This window comes from Paenibacillus sp. 01T443, from assembly GCF_056398325.1.
In genome coordinates this window covers 68,446-88,574 of the sequence record NZ_JBFTPE010000008.1, presented here as the reverse complement: position 1 = coordinate 88,574, position 20,129 = coordinate 68,446, and the positions used below count along the sequence as shown (strand labels likewise).

The 20,129-nt window shown below is 45.8% G+C and carries 18 protein-coding genes; all 18 read left to right on the top strand.

The annotated features are described in order from the left end of the window. Nucleotides 1-67: 67 nt before the first annotated feature. The 18 genes from pyrH to rpsO all read left to right on the top strand — a co-directional run bounded on the left by pyrH (nucleotide 68) and on the right by rpsO (nucleotide 20,118). The gene (gene pyrH, locus AC1DLI_RS14105) at nucleotides 68-796 is read left to right on the top strand and encodes a UMP kinase (RefSeq protein WP_477603554.1); all 729 of its coding nucleotides are present in this window, start codon (nucleotides 68-70) and stop codon (nucleotides 794-796) included. After that, entirely contained in the window at nucleotides 796-1,350 is a 555-nt protein-coding gene (frr, locus tag AC1DLI_RS14100; RefSeq protein WP_308994531.1) for a ribosome recycling factor, read from the top strand. Before pyrH ends, frr begins: the two co-directional genes overlap by 1 nt. A gap of 61 nt (nucleotides 1,351-1,411) precedes the next feature. Then, the gene (locus tag AC1DLI_RS14095) at nucleotides 1,412-2,176 is read left to right on the top strand and encodes an isoprenyl transferase (protein ID WP_477603551.1); all 765 of its coding nucleotides are present in this window, start codon (nucleotides 1,412-1,414) and stop codon (nucleotides 2,174-2,176) included. Between the two features lie 27 nt (nucleotides 2,177-2,203). Continuing rightward, complete coding sequence (locus AC1DLI_RS14090; protein ID WP_477603549.1) at nucleotides 2,204-2,998, top strand: phosphatidate cytidylyltransferase; 795 nt, start codon at nucleotides 2,204-2,206, stop codon at nucleotides 2,996-2,998. A 15-nt stretch (nucleotides 2,999-3,013) separates the two neighbouring features. Next, nucleotides 3,014-4,153 (top strand): 1-deoxy-D-xylulose-5-phosphate reductoisomerase, encoded by a 1,140-nt coding sequence (locus tag AC1DLI_RS14085; RefSeq protein WP_477603547.1) that lies wholly within the window; start codon nucleotides 3,014-3,016, stop codon nucleotides 4,151-4,153. A gap of 88 nt (nucleotides 4,154-4,241) precedes the next feature. Beyond that, complete coding sequence (rseP, locus tag AC1DLI_RS14080) at nucleotides 4,242-5,516, top strand: RIP metalloprotease RseP (protein WP_477603545.1); 1,275 nt, start codon at nucleotides 4,242-4,244, stop codon at nucleotides 5,514-5,516. A 10-nt stretch (nucleotides 5,517-5,526) separates the two neighbouring features. After that, a complete protein-coding gene (gene proS / locus AC1DLI_RS14075; RefSeq protein ID WP_477603543.1) occupies nucleotides 5,527-6,975 on the top strand; it encodes a proline--tRNA ligase in 1,449 nt (482 codons plus the stop codon). 43 nt (nucleotides 6,976-7,018) lie between these two features. Beyond that, the gene (locus tag AC1DLI_RS14070; protein ID WP_477603541.1) at nucleotides 7,019-11,326 is read left to right on the top strand and encodes a PolC-type DNA polymerase III; all 4,308 of its coding nucleotides are present in this window, start codon (nucleotides 7,019-7,021) and stop codon (nucleotides 11,324-11,326) included. Nucleotides 11,327-11,495: 169 nt separating this feature from the next. Continuing rightward, the gene (gene rimP / locus AC1DLI_RS14065; protein WP_477603539.1) at nucleotides 11,496-11,957 is read left to right on the top strand and encodes a ribosome maturation factor RimP; all 462 of its coding nucleotides are present in this window, start codon (nucleotides 11,496-11,498) and stop codon (nucleotides 11,955-11,957) included. A 39-nt stretch (nucleotides 11,958-11,996) separates the two neighbouring features. Continuing rightward, nucleotides 11,997-13,094, top strand: coding sequence for a transcription termination factor NusA (gene nusA / locus AC1DLI_RS14060; protein ID WP_141500740.1), 1,098 nt, complete (start codon nucleotides 11,997-11,999; stop codon nucleotides 13,092-13,094). 52 nt (nucleotides 13,095-13,146) lie between these two features. Continuing rightward, complete coding sequence (gene rnpM, locus AC1DLI_RS14055; RefSeq protein ID WP_308994522.1) at nucleotides 13,147-13,461, top strand: RNase P modulator RnpM; 315 nt, start codon at nucleotides 13,147-13,149, stop codon at nucleotides 13,459-13,461. Continuing rightward, nucleotides 13,448-13,780 carry a L7Ae/L30e/S12e/Gadd45 family ribosomal protein gene (locus AC1DLI_RS14050; protein ID WP_308994521.1) on the top strand — a complete coding sequence of 111 codons (333 nt, stop codon included), beginning with the start codon at nucleotides 13,448-13,450 and terminating at the stop codon, nucleotides 13,778-13,780. Before rnpM ends, AC1DLI_RS14050 begins: the two co-directional genes overlap by 14 nt. A gap of 61 nt (nucleotides 13,781-13,841) precedes the next feature. Then, the gene (gene infB / locus AC1DLI_RS14045; RefSeq protein WP_477605010.1) at nucleotides 13,842-16,406 is read left to right on the top strand and encodes a translation initiation factor IF-2; all 2,565 of its coding nucleotides are present in this window, start codon (nucleotides 13,842-13,844) and stop codon (nucleotides 16,404-16,406) included. Nucleotides 16,407-16,413: 7 nt separating this feature from the next. After that, entirely contained in the window at nucleotides 16,414-16,770 is a 357-nt protein-coding gene (gene rbfA, locus AC1DLI_RS14040) for a 30S ribosome-binding factor RbfA (RefSeq protein ID WP_308994519.1), read from the top strand. Continuing rightward, the gene (locus tag AC1DLI_RS14035; RefSeq protein ID WP_477603535.1) at nucleotides 16,767-17,756 is read left to right on the top strand and encodes a DHH family phosphoesterase; all 990 of its coding nucleotides are present in this window, start codon (nucleotides 16,767-16,769) and stop codon (nucleotides 17,754-17,756) included. The genes rbfA and AC1DLI_RS14035 overlap by 4 nt, the downstream gene beginning before the upstream one ends. A 3-nt stretch (nucleotides 17,757-17,759) precedes the next feature. Next, entirely contained in the window at nucleotides 17,760-18,674 is a 915-nt protein-coding gene (truB, locus tag AC1DLI_RS14030) for a tRNA pseudouridine(55) synthase TruB (RefSeq protein WP_477603533.1), read from the top strand. Between the two features lie 44 nt (nucleotides 18,675-18,718). After that, nucleotides 18,719-19,666 (top strand): bifunctional riboflavin kinase/FAD synthetase, encoded by a 948-nt coding sequence (locus AC1DLI_RS14025; RefSeq protein ID WP_477603531.1) that lies wholly within the window; start codon nucleotides 18,719-18,721, stop codon nucleotides 19,664-19,666. Nucleotides 19,667-19,848: 182 nt separating this feature from the next. Next, on the top strand, nucleotides 19,849-20,118 hold the full coding sequence (gene rpsO, locus AC1DLI_RS14020) for a 30S ribosomal protein S15 (RefSeq protein WP_053375765.1): 270 nt from the start codon (nucleotides 19,849-19,851) through the stop codon (nucleotides 20,116-20,118). Nucleotides 20,119-20,129: the final 11 nt, after the last annotated feature.

Genomic DNA, 20,129 nt, shown 5'->3' with positions numbered 1-20,129 from the left:
CTGCTTGTATGAATAGAACATATTTGAAGGACCTCATCCAATGAGGTGCATGATGGAGGTATTAACGTTGGAGCAGCCTATTTATAAACGTATCGTGTTAAAAGTCAGCGGTGAATCATTGTCAGGTCAAGAAGGCTATGGCATAGAAGCAACAGTCATATCTTCAATTGCTGATCAGGTGAAGGAAGTCGTAGCGCTTGGCATAGAAGTAGCCATTGTAGTCGGCGGCGGTAACATATGGCGCGGCATTGCTGGTTCTGCAAAAGGAATCGATCGTGCAACAGCTGATTATATGGGTATGCTGGCTACACTTATGAATTCACTCGCACTTCAAGATGCGCTGGAACAAATCGATGTCCCAACTCGTGTGCAAACATCGATCGCGATGCAACAGATCGCTGAACCGTACATAAGACGTCGTGCCATTCGTCATTTAGAGAAGGGTCGCGTAGTTATTTTTGCGGCTGGTACCGGTAATCCTTTCTTCTCTACGGATACGACAGCAGCTCTTCGTGCGGCTGAAATCGAGGCAGAAGTTATTTTGATGGCGAAAAATAAAGTGGATGGCGTTTATTCCGCAGATCCATTTAAGGATAGCACGGCTGAGAAGTTTGAGGAGCTTACATACCTCGATATGCTAAATCGTAATTTAGGCGTAATGGATTCAACCGCAGCATCGCTTTGCATGGATAATAATATTCCTCTTATTGTATTTGCAATTACGGAGAAAGGGAATATTAAACGCGTCGTGCTGGGTGAGAAAATCGGAACGATAGTGAGAGGAAGTGCGAAATAATGCCACAAGAGCTGAAAAAAAACGCAGAAGAACGTATGGATAAAGCAATTTCGGCGCTCAAACGTGATTTGTCTTCTTTGCGCGCGGGTAAAGCAAGTTCAGCTTTGCTTGATCGTATTCAAGTGGAATATTACGGGTCAATGACGCCTGTCAATCAACTTGCTAACATCAGTACACCTGATTCCCGTACGTTATTCATTCAGCCATGGGACAAATCGTCAATGTCGGCGATCGAGAAAGCGATTATGAAATCGGATCTTGGCCTTACGCCTTCTAACGATGGCACTTCGATCCGTCTTTCTATCCCTCCGCTTACGGAAGAGCGTCGTGCTGAGCTTGTGAAAACATCGAAAAAGCTTGGTGAAGAGGCTAAGGTAGCCATCCGCAATATTCGCCGCGATGCGAATGACGGCGTGAAAAAGCTTGAGAAAACAACTATTTCTGAAGACGAGTCACGTGGTCACCAAGAGGATATTCAAAAAGCAACCGATAAATTTATTGCTGAAGTAGATAAAGTGCTAGTTGCTAAAGAAAAAGAAATTATGGAAGTATAATGATCTCTGGGCCCCTCCGACAGGTGGGGTTTGGTTTTGATTTCAGTTGGGAGGAAGTAAGATGATCGAGCGACTTTGGGCCAAATTAGGCAAATCGTCCTTACAGCCGACTGATTCTGTGGCCTCAGAAAACGTGCCTGAGCATGTTGCGATTATTATGGATGGAAACGGTCGCTGGGCTAAAGATCGTGGATTGCCACGAATGGCAGGTCATCATTCTGGGATGAAAGCGGTCAAACGTATCACCATTGCAGCAGATCGGCTTGGCGTCAAATATTTGACGCTATATGCATTTTCTACGGAGAACTGGAAGAGACCTAAGGCTGAAGTGGATTTTCTCATGAAACTTCCCCAGCAATTTCTTGAGATTGAATTAGAAGAACTGATTGCAAACAACGTGCAGGTTAGGATGATGGGACACAAAGAGGATTTACCGTCATTTACGATAAGCGCAGTTGAAGAAGCAATCGTTAAGACTGCTAATAATACCGGGCTTGTTCTCAATTTCGCATTAAATTACGGAAGCCGTAAGGAAATGCTTGAAGCAGTAAAAAGCATCGCCGCAGAAGTGCAGCAAGGACATTTAACAATCGATGATATTGATGATAAAGTCATGTCTGACCGCTTGCTTACGAGTGGACTGCCGGACCCGGATTTGCTTATTCGAACGAGCGGGGAATTGCGTTTAAGTAATTTTATGATGTGGCAGCTTGCTTACAGTGAATTATGGTTTACGGATGTGTATTGGCCGGAATTTACGGAAGCACATTTTCAAGAAGCGATTTTGGAGTATCAACGCCGTGCGCGTAGATATGGTGGATTGTAGCTTCAAGCAACGGAGTGTGACTTTTCATTGAGACAACGAATTATTACGGGCGTAGTGGCAGGGGCAGGCTTCATTGGCTTAACAGTAGTAGGCGGATGGTTATACAGCAGTCTTCTTGTGTTACTCGCAATTATCGGCTTTACTGAATATGCGCGCATGAATGGTGTAGCATGGTCGCATCCGTCTTCATTGCTCGGATATGCGGGCGTGCTACTGTTTGTGCTTCCATGGTCGGATTGGGGAATTAGCATTCCTTCAGCACTGACTATTCTTTGGATACTTGCCTTCTTACTGCTGGCAATCACCGTGATTACTAAAAATAGAACGACAATTGATGGCGCCGCACTTATGTTGCTTGGCGCTTTATATGTAGGTTATGGCTTTGCGGCTATGGGCGAGGTTCGTCAAATTGAGCCGCATGGTTTGTTATGGACGTTTTTGTCCTTTGGGTGTATCTGGGCATCGGATATCGGTGCTTATTTTACGGGACGAGCTATCGGCAAGACAAAGTTATGGCCTTCGATCAGCCCGAACAAAACGATTGAAGGCGCCTTGGGCGGCGTATTACTTTCCTTAATTGTATCCGCTGCATTTGCAGTCATTATGCCTGATTTTGTTACATTGCCAAAAGCTTTGCTAATCGGATTAATTGCTGCCGTAGCTGGCCAATTTGGTGATTTAATACAATCCGCATATAAGCGAGTCAGAGATATTAAGGATACAGGTACGTTGTTACCGGGACATGGCGGTGTGCTCGACCGATGCGACAGCTGGCTTATCGTATTTCCGCTGTTAGTGCTTACAGAGCTGCTGCCCGTATAAGTCAGGAGGATGTGCATGAAAAAAATAAGCATTTTAGGTTCGACGGGTTCGATCGGAACACAGACGTTGGACATCATTGCTCATGATCCAGAGCGTTATAAGGTTGTGGGATTATCTGCCGGTGCGAATGTTGATTTAATTATTAAACAAGCCAACCAATTCAAACCTGCAATCGTCAGTCTGGCATCTAAAGCAGACGCTGACACCGTTCGTTCGCAGATTCCTGCGGGTACGCGGATTGTTTATGGGGAAGAAGGACTCATAGAGGTGGCAGCGGGCACGGATGCTGACATTGTAGTTACGGCCATCATGGGAAGCAGAGGCTTACCAGCTACGATAGCGGCAATTGATGCGGGTAAAACGATTGGTCTAGCCAATAAAGAGACACTGGTTACAGCGGGGCACATCGTGATGGAACGTGCTAAGGAACGAGGCGTATCGATATTGCCTATCGACAGCGAGCATTCTGCCATTTTCCAATGTTTGAATGGCGAAGATCGCAAGTCTATCAATCAAATTACATTAACGGCTTCTGGCGGGTCCTTCCGTGACCGCACGAGAGCGCAGCTCGAAGGCGTGACTGTGGCTGAGGCTCTTAATCACCCGAACTGGTCAATGGGCGCGAAAATCACGATTGATTCTGCGACAATGGTCAATAAAGGGCTTGAGGTCATCGAAGCGAAATGGCTGTTCGAAGTTACATACGATCAAATAGATGTCATTATTCATCCGGAGAGCATCATTCACTCTTATGTGGAGTTTTCCGATAATAGCGTTATCGCGCAGCTTGGACTGCCTGATATGCGTGTACCGATTCAATATGCTTTATCCTATCCTCAGCGAAATGTAACGCCTACTGAGAGGCTTAACCTTGCGCAAATCGGCAAGCTTCATTTCCGAGAGATGGATTTTGAAAGATATCCTTGCCTGCGTTTAGCTTTTGAGTGCGGTAGACTTGGACAATCGGCGCCAGCTGTGTTCAATGCTGCAAACGAGGTTGCTGTCGCGCGCTTTTTAAAAGGAGAAATTACGTTTCTTGACATTGAACGGATTTTGGAAAAGGTAGTCGGTCAACATGAAGCATCTGATATAAACGATTTGCAGATGATTGCAGAAGTGGATGCATGGGCGCGCCGAATCGCTGAATCCGCATAAAATCGGTTAAAAACCGGTTCTCTTGTATCGGACGGGAGAATAATGATAATCTATGTACAGGCCGTAACGAACAGGAGGCTTTAGCTTAATGCACATGATTCAGGTTGTCTTTTTGACGATTCTCGTCTTTTTCGTAATTGTGACGATTCATGAATGGGGTCATTACTATTTCGCAAAAAGAGCGGGCATATTGGTTCGCGAATTTGCAATAGGCTTCGGACCGAAGCTTTTCTCGGTAAAACGCGGTGAGACAAGATATACGCTGAGATTAATACCAGCCGGTGGTTTTGTTCGCATGGCGGGAGAGGATCCGGAAATTGTCGATGTCCAGCCAGGACAAACCATTGCGGTTCGTCTGAAAGATAATAAAGTAACACGGCTTTATTTGGACCGCCTTGATGAGCGGAGCGGTGTTATTCGCGGTGAAATAGTTACCATTGATTTGGAGCATAAGCTTTCAGTAACATTAGACGTTGAAGGCGAGAGTGAGACGTTCTCTGTTCACCCGGCCGCTTTAATGATAACAAAAGGCAAAGAAACCCAAATCGCTCCAATCGACAGACAATTCGGAAGTAAAACGGTCTCGCAGCGTGCACTTGCGATTTTTGCCGGTCCGCTCATGAATTTCGTGCTTGCTTTCGTATTATTTGCTGCCTATATCCAAATGGCTGGTGTTCCGGTTGAGTCGCCGGATAAGCTGCTCGTAGGCCAGATTTCAGAGGGAATGCCTGCTGCTAAGGTAGACCTGAAAGAGGGCGACGTGATTGATGCCGTTAACGGAGAAAAAATCGGAGCCGATTTTGACAAAATGATTGCGATTATCGGAAAATCTCCGAATGTACCCATCCGTATGGATATTATTCGTGACGGCAAAACCCAACAGGTCGTTATTACGCCAGTACCGAATGAAGAGGGCGTAGGCAAGGTCGGCATCAGCGCGGCGATACCTACTCGCCCAGCAACGTTCGGAGAAACCTTTTCTGGCGCGGGCAAGTTGATGAAAAATATGACGATTAGCATTTTTGACGGCTTCAAAAAGATTATTTTCGGAGAGTTCAAACTTGATGATCTTGGCGGGCCTGTACGAACGATGGAATATACAAGCCAAATCGCACAACAAGGCATCGTGCAGTTGACATCATGGACTGCGCTGCTCAGCTTGTATTTAGGTATCTTTAATTTGCTGCCAATACCGGCACTCGATGGCAGCCGTTTGATATTCTTAGGAATCGAGGCGGTTCGCCGCCGTCCAATAGATCCAAACCGCGAGAGCATGGTGCACTTTGTTGGTTTTGCGCTGCTCATGCTGCTCATGCTCGTAGTAACCTATAATGATATTTTACGATTGGTAAGAGGGGAGTAATTGGTCGCTCATGTCGAAGGATAAACAGTTCGTAACCGAAATCACGCCACAAAGCGAAGATTTCTCTAGATGGTATCTTGATGTAATAAAAAAAGCTGAGCTTATGGATTACTCGCCTGTTAGAGGCTGCATCGTTTTCCGCCCAGAGGGCTATGAGCTTTGGGAAAATATTCAACGGGATCTTGACCGCCGCTTCAAAGAAACGGGTCATCGCAACGCTTATTTCCCGTTGTTTATTCCAGAAAGCTTTTTTCAAAAGGAAAAAGAGCATGTCGAAGGCTTTAACCCTGAGCTGCCGTGGGTAACTGAAGCAGCAGGGGAGAAGCTTGAAGAGCGTCTTGCGATACGGCCGACATCGGAAACGATGTTTGGCCATATGTATTCGAAATGGATTCAATCCTATCGTGATCTTCCGCTGCTTATCAACCAATGGGCAAACGTTGTCCGCTGGGAAAAGCGCACGATGCCATTCCTTCGTACGAGTGAGTTTTTGTGGCAGGAAGGCCACACGGCTCATGAAAATGAAGAGGAAGCACGTCAAGAAACGATGCAAATGCTTGATGTCTATACACAATTTGTTGAGGAGTTTCTAGCGATTCCCGTGATCAAAGGTGAAAAAACACCTTCCGAGCGTTTCGCTGGTGCTGTAGATACGTATTCAATCGAAGCGATGATGAAAGACGGGAAGGCTGTACAAGCTGGAACATCCCATTACCTGGGTACTAAATTCGCAGTCGCTTTCGATATTAAATTTCTTGATCGCGAAAATACTTTGCAGTTTGCACACACCACTTCTTGGGGCGTTAGCACGAGATTAATCGGAGCTCTGATCATGGTTCACGGTGATGACCGCGGTCTTGCGCTGCCTCCGAAGGTAGCTCCGACTCAGGTGATTATGATTCCGATCGGTCCAGCAAAAATGCGCGAACAGGTTGTAGGTCGCGTGGATGAACTTTATGCCGAGCTCAAAAAAGCCGGCGTACGCGTACGCGTAGACGACCGTGCAGATGTAAGCCCGGGCTGGAAATTCAATGAATACGAAATGCGTGGCGTTCCGCTTCGCTTAGAGCTTGGACCACGTGATATGGAAAACGGACAAGTTGTACTCGTTTCCCGTATTACGGGTGAAAAACGCGTTGTGCAGCAAGCGAACCTTATTGCTGAGGTAGAAAAGATGCTGGAAGAAACGCATCATGAAATGTTTAACCGAGCGAAGCAGTTCCGTATCGATAATTCACGTTCGGTGGATACGCTTGATGAAATGAAGAGCTTCTTGGAAGAGCAGCGCGGCTTCGTAGAAGCAGGCTGGTGCGGATCTGCCGCATGCGAGAAGCAGGTAAAGGAAGAAACAGGAGCAACAAGTCGCAACATTCCGTTTGAACCGACTGTTCAAAAAGGAACATGTCTCGTATGCGGAGATTCAGCTAAGCATACTGTCGTATTTGCAAGAGCTTATTAAGGACTGAAGCTAGTTCGGTTCGGATCTTAAGGGGTTGAGTTTTTTGGGCCAAACCGCGGACAATCGGCAGCGCTTCGAGATGCTTTTACAGCAGTCGGGGCTGCCGCAAGAACTTATACAATCTTATTTCCAAGATGGATATATTGAGCAAGTTATAGTAAGCAACAGTAACCGTGAATGGACGTTTTGCATCCGCAAAACGTCCATGGTGCCTTTACAGGCCTATAACGGCCTTTGTCAAGCAACCCGAGTAAAGTTTGAGCACATTGCCGCTGTTAAGTTTCTATTTATATATGATTCTGTCGTTGAGACAGAGTCGATCGTGTTGCAAWATTGGGGCTTGTTTATGGAGTGGGCTCAGCGTGAGATCGCTTCGGTTAATGGATGGCTGCAGAAAGCAACGATAGCGGTAGAAGGCGAAACATTAACTTTGTCCTTACTCGATAATACGGGTTTGGAGCTTGCACGGAAAAAACGTCTTGATGATGAAATTATCCGATTTTATAATGACTATTTTCAGCGCGCTTGCAAAGTTAAAATGATTGTCAGCGAGTCCAGGCAAGAAATTTTGGATGAGTACGCGCTTAAAATTGTGCAGGAAGAACGTGAGTATGTTCAAGAGCTCATGGCGAGTTCCCAATCAGAGTCTGACCTTGTAGATGACGCAGAGATTAAGCTTGCGGTTGGTTACGATATTCGGGAAGAGCCTGTTCCATTGATGAACATTATTGAAGAAGAAAAGAAAATTACCGTACAGGGCGCTGTATTTGGCTTAGATGTAAAAGAGCTCCGTAACGGCAGTACGTTGTTTACGTTCAATGTGACTGACTTCTCCGATTCTATCGCAATGAAGATGTTTGCTAAAACGAAAGATGATGTGAAGATATTAAGTCAGCTTTCGAATGGAAAATGGATCAAAGCACGCGGAAGAATCGAATATGACCGCTTTATGCAGGAGCCGGAGCTCGTGATGATGCCAAATGATTTGCACGAGGTCAAATCACCTCCTGACCGCATGGATAAAGCGGAAGAAAAGCGCGTCGAATTTCATCTTCATACGACAATGAGTGCGATGGACGCGGTTACGCCTGTTGACGTTTATATCAAGACCGCAGCTAAATGGGGGCATAAGGCGATTGCCGTAACGGATCACAGCAATGTGCAATGTTATCCGGATGCGAATAAGTCAGCCAAAAAGCATGGCATCAAAGTGCTGTTCGGCGTTGAAGCAAATGTAGTTAACGACGCAGTACCAATGGTACTCGAATCCAGGCCGGAGCCTCTTGCAACAGCAACCTATATCGTGTTCGATATAGAGACGACCGGTTTGTCCGTTATTAATAATAAAATCATTGAGCTTGCCGGTGTTAAAATGCGTGATGGCAAGGAAATCGATCGGTTCTCGACGTTGATCGATCCGCATGAAAAAATTCCATACCATATTCAGCAGTTGACTAATATTAATGATGATATGGTAAAGGGACAACCTGAGATCGAGCCGAAGCTGCGCGAGTTCATCGAATTCATCGGGGACGACGTACTCGTTGCGCATAATGCGCGATTCGATATTGGATTTATTCAAGCGAATTGCAAAGCATTTGGCATACCTGAGGTCAAAAATCCTGTGCTTGATACACTTGAGCTGGCTAGATTTATTTTCCCGACGCTCAAAAATCACCGATTAAACACGTTAGCAGATAAATACAAAATCAGTCTTGAAAATCATCACCGCGCGGTAGATGACTCACTCGCCCTAGGCGGCGTGCTCTACGGCTTGATAGCGGATGCGGCTGAACGCAATATAACGAATCTTCATCAGCTTAATGATTACGTTGGCATTGACTTATCAAATTCACGTCCTTTCCATAGCAATATTTATGCTTTAAATGCAGTGGGCAAGAAAAACTTATTCAAACTCATTTCTCTTTCACACACAGAACATTTCAAACGCGTCGCGACAATTCCGAAAACGAAGCTGACGGCGCACCGCGAAGGCTTGCTCGTCATTTCGGGCTGCGAGAAGGGCGAGTTTTTTGAAACGGTATTGAACAAATCGTATGAAGAAGCTCTTGAGGTAGCTCGCTTTTATGATGTTCTCGAAATTCAACCAATAGATTTTTACATGCATCTAGTTGAGAAGGGGCTTGTCGGCAGTCGGGCAGAGATCGAGCAGGCCCACCGTCGGATATGCCAAATCGGAGACGAACTGGGGAAACCGGTCATTGCGACTGGCAATGTTCATTATCTGAATCCGCGCGATAAAATGTATCGTGATATTACGATTCATGGTATTACGGGGTTTAGCCCGCTGAAAAGCATAAGAAAGCCCGATGCACATTTCCGAACAACGGAGGAGATGTTAGAGGAATTTGCTTTTCTAGGGGAAGCGAGGGCTCGCGAGGTTGTCATTACGAATACCGTAGAGCTTGCTGACCGATTCGAGCCGTACGATATGTTTCCGAAAGGGCTGTTCGCTCCTGATATCGAAGGCGCCGACGAGGAGATCCGCAACACCTGCTATGACACGGCGAAATCAATGTATGGTGAGGATTTGCCGCAGGTCGTCATCGATAGGCTGGAGAAAGAACTTATTCCGATCATTAAATTTAAATTTTCCGCGAACTATTTGATATCTGAGAAGCTCGTGAAGAAGTCGAATGCAGACGGCTATTTGGTTGGCTCGAGGGGTTCCGTCGGCTCATCGGTCGTAGCTACGTTCCTCGGAATATCCGAAGTTAATCCGCTTCCTGCACATTACTTGTGCAAAAATTCGGATTGTAGGCATAGCGAATGGTTTCTGGACGGCAGCATACCAAGCGGCTTTGACCTTCCGGATAAATTATGTCCGAAATGCGAGAAGCCGATGAAGGGCGAAGGCCAAGACATACCATTCGAAACTTTTCTAGGCTTTAAAGGCGATAAGGTTCCCGATATCGATCTTAACTTTTCCGGAGATTACCAGCCGATTGCCCATAACTATACGAAAGTACTGTTTGGGGAGAAAGCGGTGTTCCGGGCAGGAACTATCGGTACGGTTGCTGAGAAAACGGCTTATGGCTTCGCGAAGAAGTACGAAGAAGAGCACAGCAAGAAATGGCGCGGTGCAGAACTTGCCAGACTTGCAAGCGGCTGTACGGGCGTAAAACGAAGTACGGGTCAGCATCCAGGCGGTATAGTTGTCGTTCCTGATTACATCGAGGTTGAAGACATAACGCCGGTACAATTCCCGGCTGATGATGTGAATGCTGAATGGAAAACGACGCATTTCGATTACCATGCGTTTGATGAGAACTTGCTAAAGCTCGATATACTCGGACACGATGATCCGACCATGATGCGGATGCTACAGGATTTAACAGGCGTCGATCCAACTTCGATTCCGATGAATGATCCTAAAGTCATGAGCATGTTCAACTCAACGAACGCACTCAATATACCGGGTGAGAAGATCCGGTCGTCCGTGGCAACCTACGGTGTTCCTGAGATGGGCACGAAGTTTGTTCGTCAAATGCTTCAAGAGACGCAGCCTTCGTCATTCGCGGATTTACTTCAAATTTCCGGATTGTCGCATGGTACGGGCGTATGGCTGGGAAATGCCCAGGAGCTTATCAAAAACGGGACATGCAACATCAAAACCGTAATCGGCTGCCGGGATGACATTATGCTTTTCCTCATCTACAAAGCAGGGATGGATGCCGGTCTTGCCTTTAAAATTACGGAAAGTGTGCGTAAAGGGAAAGGGCTAACACCGGAATGGATCGATGAAATGAAGCGGTGCAAAGTACCGCAGTGGTATATCGATTCTTGCCTTCGCATTGAATATATGTTCCCGAAAGCACATGCTGCCGCATATGTCATATCAGCGGTACGGACAGCTTACTTCAAGCTCTATTATCCAATTGAGTATTATGCTACTTACTTCACTGTAAGAGCAGATGATTTTGATTTAGAGCTGCTTTGCCAAGGGTATGACGCGATTTTGAGAAAGTTGATCGAAATCGAAGCGAAAGGGTTCAATGCGCTTCCGAAAGAGAAAAACATGGTATCACAGCTGGAAATGTCTCTTGAAATGACAGCTCGCGGATTCTCTTTCAAGCCAATTGACCTTTATCGTTCCGATGCAACGAAGTTCCTTGTGGACGGCGAATCTCTTATTCCGCCTTTCGCTGCAATTGCCGGCATTGGGGATAATGCGGCGCGCAACATCGCGGCATCCAGAAATGATGGCGAGTATCTTTCCATCGAAGATTTCCAGATGAAATCCAAGGCGACAAAGACCATAATCGAGGTGCTCGGAAACATGGGCTGCTTCCGTGGATTGCCGGAATCTAACCAGCTTTCCCTATTCTAGATATGGTTGATGTAGAAAAGATTTCTTGTCACTATAGTGCGGTTATGTTATAATTTTTCTGGCAATGATGATGATAAAGACTTTGATGCAGAAGAGTGGGGAAACCCACTCTTTACGTTTTGTAATCGGCAAAATGGCATAGTGCGTATAAACAGGAGGTCAACTGAATTTGAGTACATCCAAAATCAAAGCCGCTGTCCAGGAAATGGTCCTGCCATACCTCAGCAGCAATGGATTTGAACTGGTTGATATTGAGTATGTCAAAGAAGGAAGCAACTATTTTCTTCGCATATTCGTGGATAAAGAGGGCGGCATCGATATTGATGATTGCGGCCGCATCAGCGAATTTTTGAGCGAGCAATTGGATAAAAACGATCCAATTACAGACGTTTATTTTCTTGAAGTTTCTTCTCCTGGAGCTGAAAGACCGCTTAGGAAGGAAGAAGACGTACGTAAAGCAATCGGTAAACACGTTTACATAACGACATATGAACCGATCAGCGGCGCTAAAGAATTTGAGGGGCTGCTGCTTTCATTTGATGGAGAAAATGCCGTTGTGCGTACGGGCAAGAAAGAGTATACGATTCCTTATGATAAGGTGGCCGGAGCAAGACTGGCTATCGTATTCTAAATATTCGCTTTTTATATTGAAAGGGGGAAATCCAGTCCAATGAGCATGGATTTTATTGAAGCATTACAGGAAATAGAAAGAGACAAAGGGATTACGAAGGACGTACTCCTGGAAGCCATTGAGGCGGCGCTGATCTCTAGCTACAAAAGAAATTTTAATACGGCACAAAACGTGCGAGTTGATATCAACCGTCATACTGGCGTCATAAAAGTATATGCCCGTAAAACGGTCGTTGACGAGGTTCTTGATCCGCGTCTTGAGATTACGGTTGAGGCATCTCGTGAAATCAATCCCCACTATCAACTTGATGATATCGCTGATATTGAAGTTACGCCTCGTGACTTTGGACGCATTGCCGCTCAAACAGCGAAGCAAGTGGTTACGCAGCGCATTCGTGAAGCGGAACGCGGACTGATCTATAACGCTTTTATCGATAAAGAGGAAGACATCGTAAACGGTATCGTACAGCGTCAAGACGTCCGCAATCTATTTGTGGATCTTGGTAAGGTCGAGGCTGTATTGCCATTGACAGAACTTATGCCTACAGATAAGTTCAAACACGGCGATCGTGTGAAGTCATATATCACAAAAGTGGAAAATACGACTAAAGGTCCTCAAATTATATTATCCCGTACGCACCCAGGATTGCTTAAGCGTCTATTCGAGCTTGAAGTGCCTGAAATCTATGACGGTGTTGTTGAAATTCGTTCGGTTGCCCGCGAAGCAGGCTTCCGCTCCAAAATTGCGGTCCATTCCCGTAATACTGAGGTAGATCCAGTGGGTTCTTGCGTTGGTCAAAAAGGACTGCGCGTTCAGACGATCGTAAACGAGCTTAAAGGTGAGAAAATCGATATCGTTCGTTGGTCTGAAAGCGTGGACGAATATGTTGCGAATGCACTCAGCCCGTCAAAGGTGCTTGAGGTTATTGTGTTCGAACAGGAGAAAATGGCTCGTGTTATTGTGCCTGACTATCAGTTATCTCTTGCTATCGGTATTAAAGGACAGAATGCGAGGCTTGCTGCCAAGCTTACTGGCTGGAAAATTGATATTAAGAGTGAGACGCAAGCAGAGCAGGAGTATGGCCGTCCGAAATCCTTGACTACGGTTATGCATCAGGATTCGGTTTCCATCGATTAAGCTGTCTCAATAGTTATAAGCGTCAATTCAGCTGGCAGAGGAGGGGTGTACAATGAGACCGAGAAAAGTACCGCTTCGCAAATGCGTCGCTTGTCAGGACATGAAGCCGAAGAAGGAACTCATTCGGATTGTGCGGACACCGGCCGAAGAGGTGCAGATTGACCTGACAGGCAAAAAGGCAGGCCGCGGTGCGTATTTATGCGGAAAAGTGAGCTGCTTTAAACTAGCGAAAAAATCCAAAGCGCTTGATCGAGCGCTGAAGCAGCATGTTGGCGAGCATATTTACGATCAGCTTGCACAGGATTTTGTAGCGGTAGAGGAGCAGTTTATCGCGAATAAGGAGCTGATAAGCGATGAAGCAGAATAAGAGCTTATCACAGCTTGGCATGGCTATGCGTGCGGGAAAGCTGATTACAGGCGACGAAATCGTACTCAAAGCTGTAAGAAATAAACAGGTGCATCTCGTTATAATTGCAGGAGATGCTTCAGAAAATACGAAGAAAAAGTTTCGTGACAAATGCAACACCTACGGAATACAACTCGCCGAAGCATTCGACCGTGAGCAACTAGGAAAGGCGATAGGTAAGCCAGAACGGGTTGTGCTTGCGGTAACCGATATGAAGTTCGGAAAAATGATTGCGAGTCATCTGAGCCATAATACGGAGGTGGATCATATTGGACAATAAACAAGACAGCAAGGATAATAAAGATAAGCTGCGTGTTTACGAGTATGCCAAGTCACTTAATATGAGCAGCAAAGAAATTATAACGATACTAAAACGACTTGATCTGCCGGTTAATAACCATATGAGTGTTATGGAAAATGAAATGGTGAATAAAGTCGAAGGTTTCTTTCGCAACATTAAACAAAATGCTGCCGTTAAACGAGCACAGGAAACAACAAATGTGTCTGTTTCCTCCGCACAGCCTGCTGTAAACAAGCCGCAATCGCAGCAGCCGCAGCAGCAGGAACGAAAACCGCAGCCAGTAGTACAAGAAGTAAAAAATTCTAATCAAGACAGACAGGGGCCTATGAATTCTATTAATACGAAACCACAAACCAACCAACAGCAGTCCGAACAAAGACCAGCAGGACAGCAAACCAGTCGTCCAGCGCAATCATCCAGCAACAACCGTCCATCACAAGGGAACAACAATTCCAGCCGTCCAAGCCAAGGCCAAGGCGGACAAGGAAGCCGCCCGGCGCAATCCGGTGCAGGTTCGAGCCGCCCAAGCCAAGGTCAAGGCGGACAAGGGAATCGTCCAGCATCATCTGGGCAAAACCGTCCGGCGCAAGGCGGTCAAGGGAATACAGCAAGCCGTCCAAGCGCTCCGCGTCAAGATGCAACTAGCCGTCCTGCTTCATCCGGCCAAAGCCGTTTTGACTCCAAACCGGCACAAGGTCAAGCACGCGGCAATGACAATAGAAATGCAAGACCTGGTCAAAAAAGATTTGAAGATGGCAAACCAGGTGGTTTTAGAGGGAACAATAACCGTGGAGGCCAAAAAGGTCGCGGCGGTAAGTTCCAACAGCAACCGCCACGCGAGAAAATTGACAATACACCTAAGAAAATTATCGTTCGCGGAACAATGACCGTTGGCGAGTTGGCAAAATTGCTGCATAAGGATGCATCAGAAGTTATCAAAAAACTGATTTTCCTAGGCGTGATGGCAACAATTAACCAAGAAATCGACATGGATGCGATTCATCTAATCGCTACTGATTACGGCGTTGAGGTTGAAGTGAAAATTCCTGTAGAGGAAGATTCCTTCGAGACAGTTGAAGAAACAGACGAAGACGAGAATCTGGTATCACGTCCTCCAGTTGTTACGATTATGGGTCACGTTGACCATGGTAAAACAACTTTGCTTGATGCGATTCGTAAAACAAACGTAACAGGCGGAGAAGCTGGCGGAATCACGCAGCATATCGGTGCTTACCAAGTTGAAATTAACCATAAAAAAATCACTTTCCTCGATACACCGGGTCACGAAGCGTTTACGCTTATGCGTGCTCGTGGTGCACAGGTTACGGATATTACGATTATCGTGGTAGCGGCTGATGACGGCATCATGCCTCAAACTGTCGAAGCGATTAACCATGCTAAAGCGGCAGGCGTCCCAATCATCGTTGCTGTTAACAAAATTGACAAGCCGGATGCGAACACTGAGAAAATCAAACAAGAAATGACTGAATATGAGCTCGTTCCGGAAGAGTGGGGCGGCGATACGATTTTCGTCGAGGTTTCCGCTAAACAAAGAATTGGTCTTGAAGGCCTTCTTGAAATGATCTTGCTTGTTGCAGAAGTAAATGATTACAAAGCCAATCCGAACAAGCGTGCTCGCGCAACAGTAATTGAAGCTGAGCTAGATAAAGGTAAAGGTCCGGTTGCCCGTATTCTCGTTCAACACGGTACTTTGAAAATCGGTGATGCTTTCGTTGCTGGTAACTGTTTCGGACGTATCAGAGCTATGGTCAATGATAAAGGCCGCCGTTTAAAAGAAGTCGGTCCTTCGACTCCTGTAGAAATTACTGGTTTAACTGAAGTTCCGCAAGCCGGAGATCCGTTCATGGTGTTTGAAGATGAGCGTAAAGCCCGTGATATTGCTGACCGTCGTTCCATTAAACAGCGTCAATCGGATATGGGTGCCAATACACGCGTAACGCTTGATGATCTGTATAACCATATCAAAGATGGTGAAATTAAAGACCTGAACGTAATTATTAAATCAGACGTTCAAGGTTCTTCAGAAGCACTAAAAGGCTCGCTTGCTAAAATTGATATCGAAGGCGTACGCGTAAAAATCATCCACAGCGGTGTTGGCGCGATCACTGAATCAGATATCATCCTAGCTTCAGCTTCCAATGCGATCGTAATCGGGTTTAACGTTAGACCTGATCCACAAGCGGAAGCAACGATTGCACAAGAAAAAGTCGATGTGCGTATGCACCGCGTCATTTACAATGTAATCGATGAAATTGAGCAAGCCATGAAAGGTATGCTTGATCCGATCTACAAAGAGGTTGTTATTGGTCACGCAGAAGTTCGTAACGTATTTAAAGTTACAAAGGTTGGCGCAATTGCAGGTTGTATGATTACATCCGGTAAAATCACTCGTTCAGCAGAAGCGCGTCTGATTCGCGGCGGCATTGTTGTATTCACGGGTAAAATTGAATCCCTTAAGCGTTTCAAAGATGATGCCAAAGAGGTTGCACAAGGCTACGAGTGCGGTATAACGCTTGATCGTTATAACGATGTTCGTGAAGGTGACACGATTGAAGCGTTTGTCATGGAAACAGTAGAGAGGTGAGTATAGTATGGCGAAAATCCGGGTAGGACGGGTCGGCGAGCAAATTAAGAAAGAGCTGAGCCAAATTATACAGACAGAGCTTAAAGATCCGAGAATCGGTTTTATCACCGTTACTGGTGTTGAAACATCGAGCGATCTTTCGCAAGCTAAAGTATTTCTAAGCGTGCTAGGCAGCGAAGAGCAGAAGGAAGCTACGCTTAAAGCTCTCGCGAGCGGTACAGGATTCATCCGCACCGAGCTCGGCAAGCGTATGCGCCTACGCCACACTCCAGTATTGCTGTTCAAGTTTGACAGCAGTATTGAGTATGGCAGCCGTATCGAGGCTTTGCTTGAAAACATTAATAGCGGGAACTCAGCTCGATGATGGAACAAGGCAGCTATTTGAAGCAGCTGGATGATGCTTTAGCATTCATGAGGACTTATGATGATTTTTTGGTCGTATCCCATGTACAGCCAGACGGTGATGCAATTAGCTCAACTGTCGTCGTAGGTTGGCTTCTTCAGAAGTTGGGTAAATCCTTTGTTCTGGTCAATGAAAGCGAGCTCCCGTCAAGACTGAATTTTTTAGATCAATTCGATTCGATTATCAGCTATAAGCAAGCAGTACCAGATCGGAAATTCGATGCGATTATATCGATTGATTGTGCGGATTTCAAACGAATTGGTGAGGTATCAAGCAGCTTTGCACCAGATGCAAAGCTGCTTAATATCGACCATCATCCAACTAATAATGGATTTGGAACCGTGAATATGATTCGGGCAGAGGCTGCAGCTACCGTAGAAATCTTGTTTGATTTAATTGAACGAGCGGGAATTTCTTGCGATTTGGCATGCGCAACGGCCATTTATACTGGATTATTAACCGATACAGGTGGCTTTCGGTATTCCAATACGAGTCCTCGCGTCATGCAAATTGCATCGCAGCTGCTTGCACTTGGAGTATTAGGTAATGAACTGGCCGATCATCTGCTTGAAAAAATGACGATGGCAAAGCTAAAGCTTCTCCAAATTGCGTTGAACCGACTGACCTTTACGGATAACCTGGAGATTGGGTGGGTTTATATCGGGAAGGACGATTTACGCAATACGGGTGCTGTGCCTGAAGATCTAGAAGGTATCGTGAATTATGCCCTTAATGTTGATGGGGTTGAGGTCGGTATTTTATTTAAAGAAACAGAAGACGGTGCAGTTAAAGCAAGCTTACGCTCCGCTGGGAAAGCAAATGTTGCTGCTATTGCGCAAGCATTTGGCGGCGGCGGGCATGTGCGGGCTGCGGGCTGTCGACTTGAAGGTCCATTAACGGGTTCTATTACTGTTTTAGTGGAAGCAGTCAGAAAGGCGTTGGTTTAAACGATGGACGGCATTTTGGCAGTTTGGAAGCCTGAGGGCTGGACTTCTCACGATGTGGTCGCTAAGGTTCGCCGATTGCTAAAAATGAAGCGGATTGGACATGCAGGAACGCTTGATCCTATGGTGACAGGTGTATTGCCTCTATGTCTCGGGCGTGCAACGAGAGTTGTTGAATATGTGCAAGAAAGGCCTAAATCTTATGAAGCGGTTTTACAGCTTGGTATAGCCACGGATACGGAAGACTTAACCGGAACAGTGACTGAGCGCCAGGAAGTGATATCGGTATCGGAAGATGAGGTTCGCCGTGCTTTGGCTCGTTTTACTGGTGAGATCGAACAGGTTCCCCCCATGTATTCCGCAGTCAAAATTGATGGCAAACGGTTGTATGAGCTTGCAAGAGAAGGTAAGACGGTCGAGCGAAAATCGCGGAAAGTAACGATTCATCAAATTGAACTTCTGGACGCGCAGCTGGAGCTTGATCAGCCTAGAATTACATTCTCCGTCGTATGCTCTAAAGGTACATATATCCGAACACTTTGTGTTGACATCGGCAAAACCCTGGGAGTACCTGCAGCAATGGCTCAACTGACGAGAACGATGTCAGGAGGCATTACGAAGGAAAGCTGCTTGACGCTTGAGCAAATCGAGGAGTTGCAGCAATCCGGTGAATTAAGCGGACATTTAATTGCCGCAGATGAAGCCATAACCCATTTGGAGCGCACAGTCGTGCCTGAATCCATAGGTAAACTTGCTCTAATGGGACAAAAGGTCAGTCTCACTCACTCGGACATTAATCCTGCCGCTATTCAAGATGAACAGCTTATTCGTCTTTATAACGATCATAGCTCGTTTCTCGGTATTTTTCAGATAGACCTGAGATCGGCCGTACTCAAGCCGATTAAGGTTTTTTCAGCATAGCATATCGATGTAGAAAGTTAAAAGGAAATGCAGGTGTTTCAGCGTTGGAAATTATCCCATTAAGTTTTCCTTTAAACGGTTTGTCCACGTTATCGCTGGACAAACCGCTTTCCATAGCAATCGGTCATTTTGATGGTGTCCATCGCGGTCACCAAAACGTCATTCGCCAAGCCGTTAATGAGGCAAAAGGCTCCGATATGCTATCGGCGGTTTTTACTTTTGATCCGCATCCAAAGGAAGTGCTCGGACAAGGAGAGCAATACTATCGTTGTCTTACGCCTCTGGATATCAAGACAGCATTATTCGCTGAGCTTGGAGTAGATCTTGTTTTCATAATGAAATTCGATCCTGAGTTTGCTTTAGTATCTCCTGAGCGATTTGTTGATGAGGTGCTGCGTACGCTGCGTGCTAAAAATGTGGTTGTCGGCTTTGACTTTAATTTTGGTCATAAAGGCTTAGGCAACTCGGAAGCATTAAAGCGGCTAGGTCATCCCGATATTTCCGTACATGTAATAGAGCCTCTGTTCGAGAACGGTATTAAGGTCAGCAGCACTTATATCCGAGAAGCGCTTGAGCAAGGCGACATCGAATTGGCTGAACTACTGCTAGGACGTCCGTATGAAGTGACAGGCAGCGTCGTTCACGGAGACAAAAGAGGACGAACTATCGGTTTTCCGACTGCAAACCTACAAATAAACGGTCCATACATAACACCAAGATTGGGCGTTTACGCGATAACGGCTTGGATCGGTGATAAAGCATACCCAGGCGTAATGAATTTTGGCTTAAAGCCAACTTTTAATAAGCATGAGCTGCTTCCGGTTATGGAGGCTCATTTGTTCGATTTTGATTCCGATATATACGGCGAGCAATTGCGTTTGCAATTTCTTTCGTTTATCCGCTCTGAGAAGAAGTTCGATTCTATTACGGAGTTAATCGAGCAAATCGGAACTGATTCAAGGCAAGCGAAGGAAATACTCGGTTATAATTAACGATCCAAATGTCAAAAGATATGCTTCTCGACATTTGTCCAACATATGTGTTATACTATACAACGTTGTGAGTAGTCATGCATCTTGCATGATTGATCCATTAACTTAACCTTAGCTTGGATGCCCGTTCTCACCGACGGCTTCGTGGCTAATGGCGATTATCAAGAAGGAGGTGAATTAGGATGGCAATTACACAAGTACGTAAAAACGAACTGATTGAGACGCATAAGACACATGCAACTGATACCGGTTCTCCGGAGGTTCAAGTGGCTATCCTGACTGAAAACATCGTTAACTTGACTCAACATTTGCGGGAGCACAAGAAAGATCATCATTCCCGTCGTGGTTTGCTCAAGATGGTAGGTCAGCGCCGTAAGCTGCTTGCATACCTTAAAAACAATGATGTTAGACGTTACAGCGCATTGATCGAAAAACTCGGCCTACGCCGCTAAAACATGCGTAA

Bases quoted from the DNA above. Each gene is read 5' to 3' on its own strand.
- frr (WP_308994531.1), top strand. From the start codon at position 796: ATGCCACAAGAGCTGAAAAAAAACGCAGAAGAACGTATGGATAAAGCA.
- AC1DLI_RS14095 (WP_477603551.1), top strand. From the start codon at position 1,412: ATGATCGAGCGACTTTGGGCCAAATTAGGCAAATCGTCCTTACAGCCG.
- AC1DLI_RS14085 (WP_477603547.1), top strand. From the start codon at position 3,014: ATGAAAAAAATAAGCATTTTAGGTTCGACGGGTTCGATCGGAACACAG.
- rseP (WP_477603545.1), top strand. From the start codon at position 4,242: ATGCACATGATTCAGGTTGTCTTTTTGACGATTCTCGTCTTTTTCGTA.
- proS (WP_477603543.1), top strand. From the start codon at position 5,527: ATGTCGAAGGATAAACAGTTCGTAACCGAAATCACGCCACAAAGCGAA.
- nusA (WP_141500740.1), top strand. From the start codon at position 11,997: ATGAGCATGGATTTTATTGAAGCATTACAGGAAATAGAAAGAGACAAA.
- rnpM (WP_308994522.1), top strand. From the start codon at position 13,147: ATGAGACCGAGAAAAGTACCGCTTCGCAAATGCGTCGCTTGTCAGGAC.
- AC1DLI_RS14050 (WP_308994521.1), top strand. From the start codon at position 13,448: ATGAAGCAGAATAAGAGCTTATCACAGCTTGGCATGGCTATGCGTGCG.
- infB (WP_477605010.1), top strand. From the start codon at position 13,842: ATGAGCAGCAAAGAAATTATAACGATACTAAAACGACTTGATCTGCCG.
- rbfA (WP_308994519.1), top strand. From the start codon at position 16,414: ATGGCGAAAATCCGGGTAGGACGGGTCGGCGAGCAAATTAAGAAAGAG.
- AC1DLI_RS14035 (WP_477603535.1), top strand. From the start codon at position 16,767: ATGATGGAACAAGGCAGCTATTTGAAGCAGCTGGATGATGCTTTAGCA.
- truB (WP_477603533.1), top strand. From the start codon at position 17,760: ATGGACGGCATTTTGGCAGTTTGGAAGCCTGAGGGCTGGACTTCTCAC.
- rpsO (WP_053375765.1), top strand. From the start codon at position 19,849: ATGGCAATTACACAAGTACGTAAAAACGAACTGATTGAGACGCATAAG.